11 protein-coding genes are annotated in these 13,497 nt (G+C 57.1%); 7 read left to right on the top strand and 4 right to left on the bottom strand.

Features of this window, described 5'->3' with window-relative positions:
- Positions 1 to 22: 22 nt before the first annotated feature.
- A complete protein-coding gene (locus AC0T7J_RS01860) occupies positions 23 to 319 on the bottom strand; it encodes a DUF1161 domain-containing protein (RefSeq protein WP_010244813.1) in 297 nt (98 codons plus the stop codon).
- 45 nt (positions 320 to 364) lie between these two features.
- Complete coding sequence (locus AC0T7J_RS01855; RefSeq protein WP_010244816.1) at positions 365 to 688, bottom strand: DUF1283 family protein; 324 nt, start codon at positions 686 to 688, stop codon at positions 365 to 367.
- Positions 689 to 968: 280 nt separating this feature from the next.
- On the opposite strand from AC0T7J_RS01855, the gene AC0T7J_RS01850 reads away from it, so the two are divergent.
- Complete coding sequence (locus AC0T7J_RS01850) at positions 969 to 1,295, top strand: YnfA family protein (RefSeq protein WP_061063722.1); 327 nt, start codon at positions 969 to 971, stop codon at positions 1,293 to 1,295.
- A 31-nt stretch (positions 1,296 to 1,326) separates the two neighbouring features.
- On the opposite strand, the gene ydfG is transcribed toward AC0T7J_RS01850, so the two are convergent.
- Complete coding sequence (gene ydfG, locus AC0T7J_RS01845; protein WP_473791753.1) at positions 1,327 to 2,073, bottom strand: bifunctional NADP-dependent 3-hydroxy acid dehydrogenase/3-hydroxypropionate dehydrogenase YdfG; 747 nt, start codon at positions 2,071 to 2,073, stop codon at positions 1,327 to 1,329.
- Positions 2,074 to 2,474: 401 nt separating this feature from the next.
- Here ydfG and guaD point away from each other — a divergent pair, with 401 nt between their 5' ends.
- The 5 genes from guaD to dcp all read left to right on the top strand — a co-directional run bounded on the left by guaD (position 2,475) and on the right by dcp (position 10,468).
- The gene (guaD, locus tag AC0T7J_RS01840; RefSeq protein ID WP_473791751.1) at positions 2,475 to 3,803 is read left to right on the top strand and encodes a guanine deaminase; all 1,329 of its coding nucleotides are present in this window, start codon (positions 2,475 to 2,477) and stop codon (positions 3,801 to 3,803) included.
- On the top strand, positions 3,800 to 5,242 hold the full coding sequence (gene xdhA, locus AC0T7J_RS01835) for a xanthine dehydrogenase small subunit (RefSeq protein ID WP_473791749.1): 1,443 nt from the start codon (positions 3,800 to 3,802) through the stop codon (positions 5,240 to 5,242). Before guaD ends, xdhA begins: the two co-directional genes overlap by 4 nt.
- Entirely contained in the window at positions 5,232 to 7,598 is a 2,367-nt protein-coding gene (gene xdhB / locus AC0T7J_RS01830) for a xanthine dehydrogenase molybdopterin binding subunit (protein WP_473791748.1), read from the top strand. Before xdhA ends, xdhB begins: the two co-directional genes overlap by 11 nt.
- A complete protein-coding gene (gene xdhC, locus AC0T7J_RS01825; RefSeq protein WP_473791746.1) occupies positions 7,585 to 8,361 on the top strand; it encodes a xanthine dehydrogenase accessory protein XdhC in 777 nt (258 codons plus the stop codon). The genes xdhB and xdhC overlap by 14 nt, the downstream gene beginning before the upstream one ends.
- 61 nt (positions 8,362 to 8,422) lie before the next feature.
- Positions 8,423 to 10,468: a peptidyl-dipeptidase Dcp gene (dcp, locus tag AC0T7J_RS01820; RefSeq protein WP_473791744.1), complete on the top strand. Its 2,046-nt coding sequence runs from the start codon at positions 8,423 to 8,425 to the stop codon at positions 10,466 to 10,468.
- A gap of 39 nt (positions 10,469 to 10,507) precedes the next feature.
- On the opposite strand, the gene hpxO is transcribed toward dcp, so the two are convergent.
- Positions 10,508 to 11,665 carry an FAD-dependent urate hydroxylase HpxO gene (hpxO, locus tag AC0T7J_RS01815; RefSeq protein WP_473791742.1) on the bottom strand — a complete coding sequence of 386 codons (1,158 nt, stop codon included), beginning with the start codon at positions 11,663 to 11,665 and terminating at the stop codon, positions 10,508 to 10,510.
- A gap of 619 nt (positions 11,666 to 12,284) precedes the next feature.
- Here hpxO and AC0T7J_RS01810 point away from each other — a divergent pair.
- A complete protein-coding gene (locus AC0T7J_RS01810; RefSeq protein ID WP_473791740.1) occupies positions 12,285 to 13,466 on the top strand; it encodes a glycosyltransferase family 4 protein in 1,182 nt (393 codons plus the stop codon).
- Positions 13,467 to 13,497: the final 31 nt, after the last annotated feature.

Here is a 13,497-nt window from a genome sequence, read left to right as displayed (position 1 = left end):
TGTCGCCCTGATTTGAAGAGTACTACTGGGCAGGTGAGTCCTGCGAACTGCCAGCACTGGCAGGTACGCTGGCTTCGTTGTCACTGCCTGAGCGTTTATAAACAATCTTTTGTGTGTCGTTCTCACAATGTCCGACGACCTGACCCCCCGCCTGATCAACCTGATCGTTGGCGACGATGTCGAGACTAAAACCCGACTCAGGCACACCGTTCTGAATAATTTTCTGGCTGATTTCGGTTTTTACCGATTCACAGGATGCCTGCGCCATCAGCGGCAGGGCAAATAACGCCGCGCTTAACAAAACCCTCTGTAGCTTCATCACGTCTTCCTTATGTTAGTCGTCCGTCATTACTATAGCTCAAATTTACGGCGCTACCGGGCGACCGGAACGGCGATCCAGACAACGCAGGGTGTTGGGCTCCCAGTAGGCGTTAAGATTGAGGCTCTGCTCGCACTTGTCGCGGGTATCAAACGCGCGATCGGTTTTATCGAACTCTTTTTCGACGCGGGTGTTCACTTTATTGCGCAGCATGCGCGTGTCATTCCATTGCTCTTTATCCTGGCGCGCCGCTTCATTGCTCAGCGCGGAACTGCCATCTTCGATAATCAGACGATTAGTATTCGCAGTGGCAGTGAATGCCGCAGTGGAGAGGAGAACCATCAGCACGGCAGGGATCATTTTTTTCATCACACTATCCTTTAGTTAACGCAAACATCGCCATCCGCGACAGCGGTTGCAGCGGGCATGCTTAGAGCCTGGCTCATCAGGCGTCATTGAGGCCGACAGTCCGGATACAGACAGCGCATAACAACCGACGCGTACCTGGTGTACGTGAGGATGGCGAGCACTGCCCGGGTTCAGACGGACAAATAAAACAGCCTGATGGGCCTGGCTCTTAGTATATCATCGCCGTTTCTTTGCTCACCAGCAGTGAGTCGTTTGTTTACGTTAAGGAGAGGTAAGGATGCTGATTAAAACCGCCTTGCTGTTTTTTATTACCGCGCTGGCGGAGATCACTGGCTGCTTTCTGCCGTGGTTATGGCTGAAAAAAGGCGGCTCAGCGTGGTTGCTCCTCCCTGCGGCAGCCAGTCTGGCGCTGTTTGTCTGGCTGCTGACGCTGCATCCCGCAGCCAGCGGACGGGTTTATGCCGCCTACGGTGGCGTCTATGTGCTTACCGCGCTGCTCTGGTTGCGGGTGGTGGATGGCGTGAAGTTGAGTGCGTGGGACTGGAGCGGGGCACTGATCGCGTTCAGCGGCATGCTAATCATCGTCATGGGCTGGGGACGCGGGTAACGCCAGCCGTGAGGGCTGGCGCTGCAGGGATTTAAGGTTTATGCACTTTCAGCCCCGCCAGGGTCTGGCTGACCGGCATCATCTCAAGGCTATTGATGTTGACATGCTTAGGCAGTGTGGCCACCCAGTATACGGCTTCTGTCACATCTTCCGGCGTTAGGGCGGTCGCGCCTTCATAGACCTGACCTGCTTTGTCATCATCGCCCTTAAAGCGTACGTTGGAAAACTCGGTTCCGCCGACCAGACCGGGTTCAATGTCGGTCACGCGCAGCGCGGTGCCGTGTAAATCGGTGCGCAGATTCAGACTGAACTGGCGCACAAAAGCTTTGGTGGCACCATAGACGTTGCCGCCGGCATACGGCCAGCTACCGGCAATCGATCCGATGTTAATGATATGACCCACATCACGCTCCACCATCTGAGGCAGCAGGGCGCGGGTCATATAGACCAGCCCTTTGGTATTGGTGTCGATCATGTTTTCCCAGTCGTCAACATTGGCCTTGTGCGCAGGCTCGACGCCCAGCGCCAGACCAGCGTTGTTAACCAGCACGTCGATATTGCGCCATTCCGCCGGCAACTGCGCTACAGCCTCTTCAATGGCGGCACGGTTACGTACATCGAGTTGTACCGTATAGACATTCTCGCCCAGCTCTTCCTTCAACGCTTTTAAACGTTCGGACCGTCGTCCAGTGGCAATCACTTTGTGACCATTCTCAATAAAGCGGCGGGTGATGCTTTGACCAAAACCGGCGGTTGCACCGGTGACAAAAATAATCATCTCACTGTTCCTTATGCCATTTTCAGAGTCGATGGCTTCACCATAGCATTTCATTTCCGCTTCTGCGCGTGGAAAAGCGGCCAGACCTGTAAACGGATTTTAAAGGGAATCCGTCTGCGCCTTTTCGGAGCGGATTGCACCGTTAAAGGGCAGGCTGGCGGCTAACCCGCCATACTCAAAATGAGCAGGGTGCGCAATATTGAGTAGCAACCGTTTGCATTTGCTCCGCAAACGGTTGCTAAGCAAGCTGAGGCCATTTTTGTTGCGCAAACTCCTTTTTTTGACTTATTCAACTGATATTTAAGGAATTTGTCCTATTTCAATTCTGGCACGCAGGTTGCAAAGAATTATTCAGATAACCCTCTGCAGATATAAAATCGCGCTTTCAGAAAGGACTACCCATGCTTTCAGCAACCGACACGGCGATACGCGCCAGCTTCTTTGACTTTACCGGCGTGGTGGATCGTCCCGACGACCTGGCCGGCCAGGCCCGCTATCTTGAGGATGCGGTGCTGCTGCTGCGTGATGGATGCGTAGTGGGGCTGGATAGCTGGGAGAATAGCGAGGCGATACTGGCGGGACATCCGGTCATCGACCTGCGCGGCAAACTGATCGTGCCGGGCTTTGTCGATACCCACATTCACTATCCGCAGACAGAGATGATTGGCGCTTTTGGCGAGCAGTTGCTGGAGTGGCTTAATCACTACACGTTCCCGGTTGAGGCGCAGTATCACTGTCCCGACCATGCTGCGCGCATGTCCGCTTTTTTCCTGCATCAGCTGCTTTCCAACGGCACCACCAGCGCGCTGGTGTTTGGCACCGTCCATCCGCAATCGGTGGAGGCGCTGTTCAGCGCCGCCGAAGCGCTGAACATGCGGCTGATTGCCGGGAAAGTGATGATGGATCGCAATGCGCCCGACAACCTGACCGAAACGCCGGAACAGAGCTACCAGCAGACGCGGGCGCTGATTGAGCGCTGGCACCAGCGTGGACGGCTGAGCTACGCGCTGACGCCGCGCTTCGCGCCGACCTCATCACCACAGCTGCTGGAAAAAGTGCAGCAGCTGCGTCAGGAGTTCCCGGATACCTGGCTGCATACCCATCTCAGCGAAAACCCGCAGGAGGTCGCCTGGGTCAAAGAACTGTTCCCGGAGCGTGAAGGCTATCTGGATGTTTATCATCATCACCAACTGACTGGCCGGCGCAGCGTCTTTGCTCACTGTCTGCATCTGGAAGAGAACGAATGGCAGTGTCTGCACGATACCGATTCGTCCATTGCTTTCTGTCCCACCTCAAACCTGTTTCTCGGCAGCGGCCTGTTTAACCTGAAACGCAGCTGGCAGCAGGGAGTAAAAGTGGGGATCGGCACCGATGTCGGTGCGGGCACAACCTTTAATATGCTGCAGACCCTGGGCGAAGCCTACAAGGTGGGCCAGCTGCAGCACTACCGGCTCAGCGCGGCCGAAGCCTTTTATCACGCCACGCTGGGTGGGGCGCGTGCGCTGGATCTTGACCACGTGATCGGAAATTTCAACATCGGTAAAGAAGCGGATTTTGTGGTGCTGGACCCGGCGGTTTCTGCCCTGCAGCAACTGCGCATCGGCAACAGTAAAGATATCTGGGAAAAACTGTTTGTATTAATGACGCTCGGCGACGACCGCAATATTGCCCAGACCTGGGTAGCCGGTCGTCCGGTCTGGCAGCGCGACGCACAGGAGCAAGCCGCATGATCCAGTTTCTGTTAAACAACCAGCTGGTCAGCGAGGACACGCTCGACCCCAACCTCACGGTGCTCAACTACCTGCGCACCCGCCAGCAGCGCCCTGGCACTAAAGAGGGATGTGCATCTGGCGACTGTGGCGCCTGCAGCGTGACCCTGGGCAAAGCCGTCGGGGGAACGATGCAGTATGAAACGGTCAACAGCTGCCTGACGCTGGTCTCCGCGTTACAGGGTAAGCAGCTGATCACGGTTGAGGATCTGCGTCACGGCCGCGCACTGCATCCGGCGCAGCAGGCGATGGTCGACTGCCACGGTTCGCAATGCGGATTCTGCACGCCAGGCTTTGTGATGTCGCTGTTCAGCCTGCAAAAAAGCGCTTCGGGCTGGGATCGCCATCAGGCAGAAACTGCGCTGGCAGGCAACCTCTGCCGCTGCACCGGCTACCGGCCGATTATGGCGGCCGCTGAACAGCTCTGCTCGCAGCCGGTGACAGACCAGTTCGATCAGGGTGCCGCCGCAACCGTGCAGCGGCTTGAGGCGCTGGCAACCCCGGAGATGCAGGAATCAGGAGGTGAGGGACGCCGCTGCTTCCTGCCAAAAACCCCGGCTCAGCTGGCGGCAATCTATCTGGCACATCCCGAGGCGAGGCTGATTGCCGGTGGCACCGATCTCAGCCTGCAGATTACCCAGCAGCATAAAAGAATACCGTTGCTGATTGCGCTGGAGCAGGTTGCCGCGCTCAAAGTCTGCAGCGAATTTGATGACCACTACCTGCTGGGCGCAGGGGCTTCGCTGCAGCAGGTCAGCGAATTTCTTGCCAGCCGCATTCCCGGCGTCAGCGAGATGCTGCAACGCTTTGCCTCGCTGCAAATCCGTCTGCAGGGCACATTAGGCGGCAACATCGGTAACGCTTCCCCCATTGGCGACGCCTCGCCGGTGCTGCTGGCCCTGAACGCCAGCCTGTTGTTACAGCGCGGTGAGCAGCAGCGCAGCCTGCCGCTGGATCAGTTCTTTACCGGCTATCGCCAGACCCGGCTCGAAAAAGGGGAGTTTATTCGCGCCATTCGCATCGATAAGGTGACGGTGTCACCTGATTTTGTGGCCTGGAAAGTGTCCAAACGGCTGGACGATGATATCTCCGCCGTGTTCGCCGCCTTTAATCTGCAGATTGAACAGGATGTGGTCGGCAGTGCCCGCATCGCCTTTGGCGGCATGGCGGCCACACCACAGCGTGCCCGTCACTGTGAACAGGCTCTCATTGGTCAGCCGCTGAATGCCGTGACGGTGTCACGTGCAGCCGCGGCGCTGGCAGAGGACTTCCAGCCGCTCTCCGATTTCCGCGCCAGCAGTGACTACCGTCTGCAGGTCGCGCGCAACCTGCTGCGCCGCTACTGGCATCGCCACAACGGCGAAATAACCTGTATCGAGGTGGCCCGCTATGTCTCATAACCGTCCTGAACTCAACGAAGCGGTCATTAAGGCGCAGTATGCCGCTGATTTACAGAGCGGCGTCGGTCGCAGTAACCGCCATGAAAGCGCGGAAAAACATGTCTCCGGCGAGGCGCGTTTTATCGATGACAAGCCGGAGCTGCCGGGTTTATTGCATCTCTGTCCGCGCCTGAGTGAGTATGCTCATGCGCGCATCCTGGATATTGATGTGCAGCCCTGTTATGCCGTTCCCGGCGTCGTCAGCGTCCTGACCTGGCGAGAGGTGCCGGGTATCAATGATGTCGGGCCGCTGGAGCCGGGCGACCCGCTGCTGGCCCATGACAAAGTGGAGTACCTGGGACAGATCGTGATCGCGGTAGCGGCGGAATCCCCCGAGGCTGCCCGTCTTGGTGCGGCCGCTGCGGTAATTGAATATGAGGTGCTGGAACCGCTGCTGGATGTGGAACAGGCACTGGCTCAGGGCAGCTTTGTGCAGGAACCTCACATTCACCAGCGCGGTGATGTGGAAGCGGCCCTCGCGCGTGCGCCGCACCGGGTCAGCGGGGCGTTTCACATTGGTGGTCAGGAGCATTTCTATCTGGAAACTCAGACGGCCATGGTCATTCCTGGTGAAGATCAGCAGTTGCAGGTCTTCTCCTCAACCCAGAACCCCACCGAAGTGCAGAAACTGGTGGCGGAAGTGATGGGCATCAGCCTGAATCAGGTGACGATAGATATGCGCCGGATGGGCGGTGGCTTTGGTGGTAAAGAGACGCAGGCGGCCGGTGTCGCCTGTCTCTGCGCCATCGTGGCGCGCCAGACCGGCCGGGCGGCGAAGATGCGGCTTTCACGCCGCGACGATATGCGCGTCACCGGCAAACGCCATCCGTTCTTTGTGCGCTACGAAGCGGGCGTTAAAGAGGATGGGCGTCTGTGCGGCATCAAAATCGATCTGGCCGGGAACTGCGGTTATTCGCTGGATCTTAGCGGATCGATTGTCGATCGTGCCATGTTCCACGCCGATAACGCCTATTACCTCGGGGATGCGCGGGTAACCGGCTATCGCTGCCGCACTAACACCGCTTCAAACACCGCCTATCGGGGTTTTGGCGGGCCGCAGGGCATGGTAGCGATTGAACAGATCATGGATCACATCGCCCGTGAGCGCGGGCTGGATCCTTTGGCGCTGCGCAAGCGTAACTACTATGGCAAGCAGGATCGCAACATCACCCATTACCACCAGCAGGTAGAGGATAACCTGCTGGATGAGATTACCGAACAGCTGGAGCAGAGCAGCGACTATCAGGCTCGCCGTGCGGAGATTAAGGCATTTAACGCCCGTAGTCCGCTGCTTAAACGCGGTCTGGCGCTGACGCCGGTAAAATTCGGCATCTCCTTTACCTCCAGCTTTCTCAATCAGGCGGGGGCGCTGATCCTGATCTACACCGACGGCACGGTGCAGCTTAACCACGGCGGCACCGAGATGGGCCAGGGCCTGAACACCAAAGTGATTCAGATTGTCGCCGAAGTGCTGCAGATTGAGATCGACAAAATCCAGATCACCGCCACCGACACCGGCAAAGTGCCCAACACCTCGCCAACCGCGGCCTCCAGCGGGGCTGACCTCAATGGCAAAGCGGCGCAGAATGGTGCTGAGATCCTGCGCGACCGCATGACCGCCATGCTCTGCGAGCTACACCAGTGCGACGCGTCGGCGGTGAGCTTCCGCAACGGGGTTGTGCGCGCCGGGGATAAACATTACACCTTCGCCGAGGTCGCAAAACTGGCGTGGCTGAATCAGGTGCCGCTCTCCGCCACCGGCTACTACCGCGTGCCGGGGATTCATTACGACCGGGTCGCGGGTCGCGGGACGCCGTTCTATTACTACGCTTACGGTGCAGCCTGTTGTGAAGTGGTGATTGATACTCTGACCGGCGAATCCCGCCTGTTGCGCGCCGACATTCTGCATGACGTCGGTGCCTCGCTGAATCCGGCTATCGACATCGGCCAGGTTGAAGGTGGCTTTGTGCAGGGCGTCGGCTGGCTTACCTGCGAAGAGCTGGTGTGGAGTGATAAAGGGCAGTTGCTGACCGATGGCCCCGCGAGCTACAAAATTCCTGCCATCAGCGACGTGCCGGCGGACCTGCGGGTCACGCTGGTGGAGAACCGCAAAAACCCTAAAGACACGGTGTTCCACTCCAAGGCCGTTGGTGAACCGCCGTTTATGCTGGGTATTGCTGCCTGGTGCGCCCTGCAGGATGCGGTCGCCAGCGTCTCCGATTACCGGCAACACCCGCTGCTGGACGCGCCCGCTACCCCGGAGCGTATCTTCTGGGGCGTGCAGCGCCTGACGGGAGGGGTTGATGATTTATCATGACTGGATTGGCGTGCTGCATCAGCTGCGTGAAAACCGCCAAAGCTGCGTATTAATCACCGTGCTCAGTGAGCACGGTTCAGTGCCGCGCGACAGCGGCAGCAAAATGGTGGTGACGCAGCATGAGCGCTTTCTCACCATCGGTGGCGGGCATCTGGAATTTGAGTGCATCGCCCAGGCCAGGGCGATGTTGCAGAGCGGGGCGACTGCGCCCCACACCGAGGATTTCAGCCTGGGCGCACGGCTTGGCCAGTGCTGTGGCGGCAAAACCACGCTGCTGTTTGAGCCGCTGCTGCAGGCGCAGCCGGAGATCTACATTTTTGGCGCAGGCCATGTGGGACAGGCGCTGGTCAATCTGCTGGCAACGTTACCCTGTCACATAAACTGGATCGACAGCCGTCCGGCGCAGTTCAGCCACATTCCTGCTGGCGTAGTGACACTGCAGCCGGACGATCCGCTCGACTGCGTAGCACAGGCACCCGCAGGCAGCTACTTCATCATCATGACCCATCATCATCCCCTCGACTTCGAACTGTGCGAGGCGGTGCTGAAACGCGGCGATTTCCGCTATGCCGGGGTGATCGGTTCTGAAACGAAAAACCAGCGTTTCCGCTACAGGCTGGCGGGCAAGGGCGTCGCGAGCGAACCGCTGGCGCGTCTGCGCTGTCCGATTGGCCTGCCGGACGTCAAAGGCAAGCTGCCCGCCGAGATTGCGGTGGCGATTGCCGGTGAAATCATCAGCGTTTATCAGCAGCACGTCGCCTGAGTTGTCGCCTGCGCGGCAACCTGTCAGGATAAGACTTTGCGATGCCCACCAGGAGCGAACCATGAACGCCCGTCAGAATCCCTTCTTTAGCGTCAGCACACTGCCTTACCAGACCCCTCCTTTTGACCAGATTGAGGAGCAGGATTTCCTGCCCGCGCTGCAGGCGGGCATTGAGGAGAAGCGTCAGGAGATCGAGGCGATCGCACTGAACAGCGAGGCGCCCAGCTTTTTCAACACTTATGAGGCGCTGGAGAGGAGCGGACAACTGCTCAACCGGGTGAATCTGGTGTTCAGTGCCATGACCTCGGCGCATACCAGCCCGTATCTGCAGCAGGTAGATGAGGAGATTGCGCCTCAGCTCACCGCGCTCAATGACGACATCATGCTTAACCGCCCGCTGTTTTCGCGGCTCGATGCGGTCTATTTGCAGCGCGCTAAACTGGATGCCGAATCAAAACGGCTGGTCGAGGTGATCTGGCAGCGCTTTCAACTGGCGGGGGCCAATCTGCCGGAAGCGCAGAAACAGCAGCTTAAGACACTGAATCAGGAAGCGGCCCGCCTCGGTACCCGCTTCACCAACAGACTGCTGGCCGCTACTAAAGCGGGCGCGCTGGTCGTCGATGATCTGCAGAAACTGGCGGGACTGTCACCCGCCGATCTGGCGGTGGCGCAGGCGGAAGCGCAGGCACGTGGACTGGAAAAACGCTGGCTGCTGGTGCTGCAAAACACCACCCAGCAACCCGCACTACAAAGCCTGGCCGATCGCGCAACCCGGGAAGCGCTGTTTAAGGCGGGCGTCACGCGCACTGAAAAAGGCGATGAGAACGACACCCGCGAGCTGGTATTACGTCTGGCGCAGGTCAGGGCCGAGCAGGCGCGGCTGCTGGGATTTGCCAGCTATGCCGAGTGGAAGTTACAGGATCAGATGGCCAAAACGCCTAAGGCGGCGCTGGCGTTTATGCACAACATCGTGCCTGCCGCACGCGGTCGTGCGGAGCGTGAAGCGGCGGCTATCCAGCAGACCATCGACCAGCAGCAGGGCGATTTTACCCTGCAGGCCTGGGACTGGCGTTTTTATGCCGAACAGGTGCGGCGTGCCCGTTACGATCTGGATGAGAGCCAGATTAAGCCCTACTTTGAACTGAATTCGGTGCTGCAGAATGGGGTGTTCTGGGCGGCGACGCAGCTCTATGGCATCCGTTTCACGCCGCGACAGGATCTGCCGGTTTACCATCCCGACGTCCAGGTCTATGAAATTTTTGACGCCGATGAGACCCCGCTGGCGCTGTTTTACACCGACTTCTTTAAGCGCGACAGCAAAGGCGGCGGTGCCTGGATGAGCAACTTCGTCAACCAGTCCACGCTGCTCGACAGCAAACCGGTGATTTACAACGTCTGTAACTACACCAAACCGCCAGCCGGTGAGCCGGCGCTGCTGAGCTGGGACGACGTCATTACGATGTTTCACGAGTTTGGTCACACGCTGCACGGTCTGTTTGCCAGTCAGCGCTATCCGAGCCTGTCGGGAACGGAAACCCCGCGCGATTTCGTTGAGTTTCCTTCGCAGATCAACGAGCACTGGGCCAGCGAGCCAGCGGTGTTCCGCAACTACGCCCGCCACTATCAGACTCAGGCGCTGATGCCCGCTGAGCTGCATGAAAAAATCGTCCGGGCCGCCACGTTCAACAAAGGCTATGAGATGAGCGAGCTGCTGGCTGCCGCGCTGCTGGATCTGCACTGGCACAGCCTGAACCATGATTCCGCGCCGCAAAGCGTGGAGGGATTCGAGCAGCAGGCGTTACAGAGCGATAATCTGGCCCTGACGGCGGTGCCGCCGCGTTATCGTTCCAGCTATTTCCAGCACATCTGGGGCGGTGGCTATGCCGCAGGTTATTACGCCTATATCTGGACGCAGATGCTCGCCGACGATGGCTACCAGTGGTTTGCGGAACAGGGCGGACTGACGCGTGAGAACGGCGACCTCTTCCGACAGAAAATTCTGTCGCGGGGGAACAGCAGCGATCTCAAAACACTGTATGAAAGCTGGCGGGGCGGGCCTCCGCAGCTGGAGCCAATGCTGAAAAATCGTGGTCTGGCGGAGTCATAATCAAAAGGGCTGTCATGCTGGCAGCCCTCTTTTTTTGGATTAACCCAGCGGGCCACCTTCAATGGTTTCGCACATTCCGGCCAGCACCCGTTCACCGGTTTCGCTTTTCAGAGAGTCATACCATTCTGCCGTGATCGCCGGATCGCGCGCATGGGTGACGTCACAGCGTTTGCGCGCTTTCAGCACCAGATCTTTTACCCGTTCAACCCGTCGCGACTGATAGCGCAGCAGTGCATCTTCAATACCCAGTGAATGAGAAGCCAGCGTCTGGGCCAGTACCACGGCATCTTCCATCGCCGCGCAGCCGCCCTGGCCGATATCGGGCGTGGTGCTATGGGCAGCATCGCCCAGCAGGGCCACGCGCCCTTTAACAAAGCGGCTAAAAGGTTCGATGTCGTGGATCTCAACCCGATTGGTGGTGTCAGGATGGATTGCCGCGATCAGCTGCTGTACCGGCTCTGCCCAGCCCTGGAAATAGCCGGTTAAGTCCGCTTTCACCGTGCTGCGATCCTGCGGCAGTCCCTTCTGCAGCGGCACATCAAAGAAAAAGTAGAAACGATTGCCGCTGACCGGCATCAGTGACACCCGCTTGCCGTCACCGACAAAGGTGGTCCACTGATCGGCGGGCGCAATCCTCTCATCTATAGTGACCAGGCCATTCCAGTTAACGTAACCGGCGTAACGTCGTTCCAGCTTCTGCTCCAGTACATACTCGCGGATCACCGAATGGGTGCCATCGGCGGCAATCAGGAAATCCCCGCTGGCCTGAGTGTTGTCGGAAAAGGTGGCAATCACGCCACTGCCGGTCTGTTCGACCTGAATCACCCGCTTACCAAATTGCACTCGTTCACGTCCGAAAGTGTCAATCAGCATCGCCTGCAGTTCCGCCCGTGCCACCGGACAGGGATATTCGCCAACCTGTTTCACCATCGGCTCCATGCTGAAGCGGGTCAGGGGGGCACCAGTGGCACCGTCGTGATAGGCCATATAAGCCATGTTACCGCCCAGCTTACGCAGCGCGGATTTCATGCCCAGCGCATTCAGGCATTTAACCCCGTTGGGCCAGATGGAAATCGCCGCGCCGACCGGCTTCATCTCCTTTACCGCTTCATAGACTTCCACGTCAATTCCGGATTTCTCCAGCGCAATGGCGCTGCTCATACCGCCAATACCGCCACCAATCACGATTGCTTTCATAATGCTCTCCTGTCTGCATACGTCACTTCCTGCAACTTTTGTACCAGAAAGGTTTTTGTTGATTATGTCCTTATAATATTCATCAGAAACATCGGGTTAATGCGAGCATGAAAACGCAGGGTGCAGGTTTTACTTTTTAGCTGGCGCACTTAAATGGGGCAAAAACGCGGCCCGGAAGCGTGCAGCCATGACCGGGCTGCATCATTTGTTTCACTATCGTCACGCTGTATCAGTCAAACTCTTCAGTCAATGGCACTCGTCGAACACGGCTTACCAACACCCTGTTTATTACTTTAAAAGTTTTTAACTAAATCACTGACCCGCTACGCTAAATTTTCTGATAAATAGTTAAACATTTACATAACAACTGGCGCGAATATTCCCCTGAAAATAATCGGTATATTCAGGAAAGAGTTAGCCTGACACAGATAAACACAACTGTTAATAAAAAATGAAAATTCATAACCAGACACAACTCTGACTGTTTTATTACCGTGCGCAATCATAAGAAAAGCTGGGGAGGGCGCGCCAGAATGGGCTTTTAGGATATTGCTCAGACACGCCAGGCGCGATCGCGTGATATAGATCACTCCGGACACAAGGATTCTGGAAGGTGAACATGAAAATAGGAATCACGAATAACCAGTATCCGGAGCAACGTAATATTTTAGTTAATCCGGATAACGAATATATCAATCTGAAAAAAGGCAATCTGTTCTATTTTATTAATCCGCTACGAACCCGATTGCTCAAAAAAAACAAAACATTTGTCTTTCAGCCTGTGCCTTTTTCAGGGGCATCGCGGGCTGACATCCTGCATCTGTTCAATGAAGTCGCGATAACCCATCAGAAATGGGTCGCGTCGTTTGAAACGGAGCTGCCGCGAGTGTTGCCGGTGGCCGGCGTTGCGAAGCAGGATAATCCCGAGCTGAAACGCCTGATCCCTCATCTGTTAAAAGATAACTGCCTGGGGCTGATTGCCATCTCCGATGCCACCCTGAACATTCAGATGAAACTGTTCAGGCCGGATATTGCCCAGCAAATCCGCCGTAAAACTCTGGTGTTGCATCCGCCACAAAAACTGTTTGTCGAGCAGAAAGCGCCGCGTCAGTCCGGTATTCTGAAGCTGATTTTTGCCGGTAACGAGTTCTATCGCAAAGGCGGGGCTGAAGTGGTGCTGGCGATCAGCGAGCTGATTGAAGAGCGCAAACTGGAAGAATCGCAGCTGGATGTGCAGCTGATTGGCGATCTCACCAAGCGTCGTAACGTGGCTCACCGCCAGTTCCAGGATGATGAGGCTTTCTGTCGCGACATTGAGAACCGTATCAAACGCTATCGTTGCTTCACGCATCATTCGCAGATGGACAACAGTGCACTGATGCAGCTGTTTCGTCAGAGCGATGCCGGACTGTTACCGACCTGGCAGGAGACCTACGGGTTCTCGGTGCTGGAGATGCAGGCAAATGGTTGTCCGGTGATCACCAGTAATGTGCGTGCATTGCCCGAGATCAATCCCGCCAGCGCAGGCTGGGTGATTGAGAGTTCGCTGAACGCCGACAGGGAATACACTATTTCCTCGCCAGAGCAGAAAGCGCAGCTGCGTCTGTCGCTGGTGGAGGGGCTGAAATCGACGCTGCTTGCTATCATCGAACGTCCTGAGATGCTGCAGGAGAAAGGTGAGGCGGCAATTCTGCGCATCAAAGAGCAGCATGACACCCAGCGTTACATTGCCCGGCTCAACGATATCTACAGCCGTGGCGTGATTAATGTCACTCAACATCCCCCTGTGGTCTCAATTTGATTAGATTTCTCTGACGGCGCGCGCCAGACTG

Source organism: Pantoea sp. E956-1 (assembly GCF_982223955.1).
The sequence above is the reverse complement of the archived record's forward strand: the minus strand, read 5'-3'. Positions and strand labels throughout refer to the sequence as shown.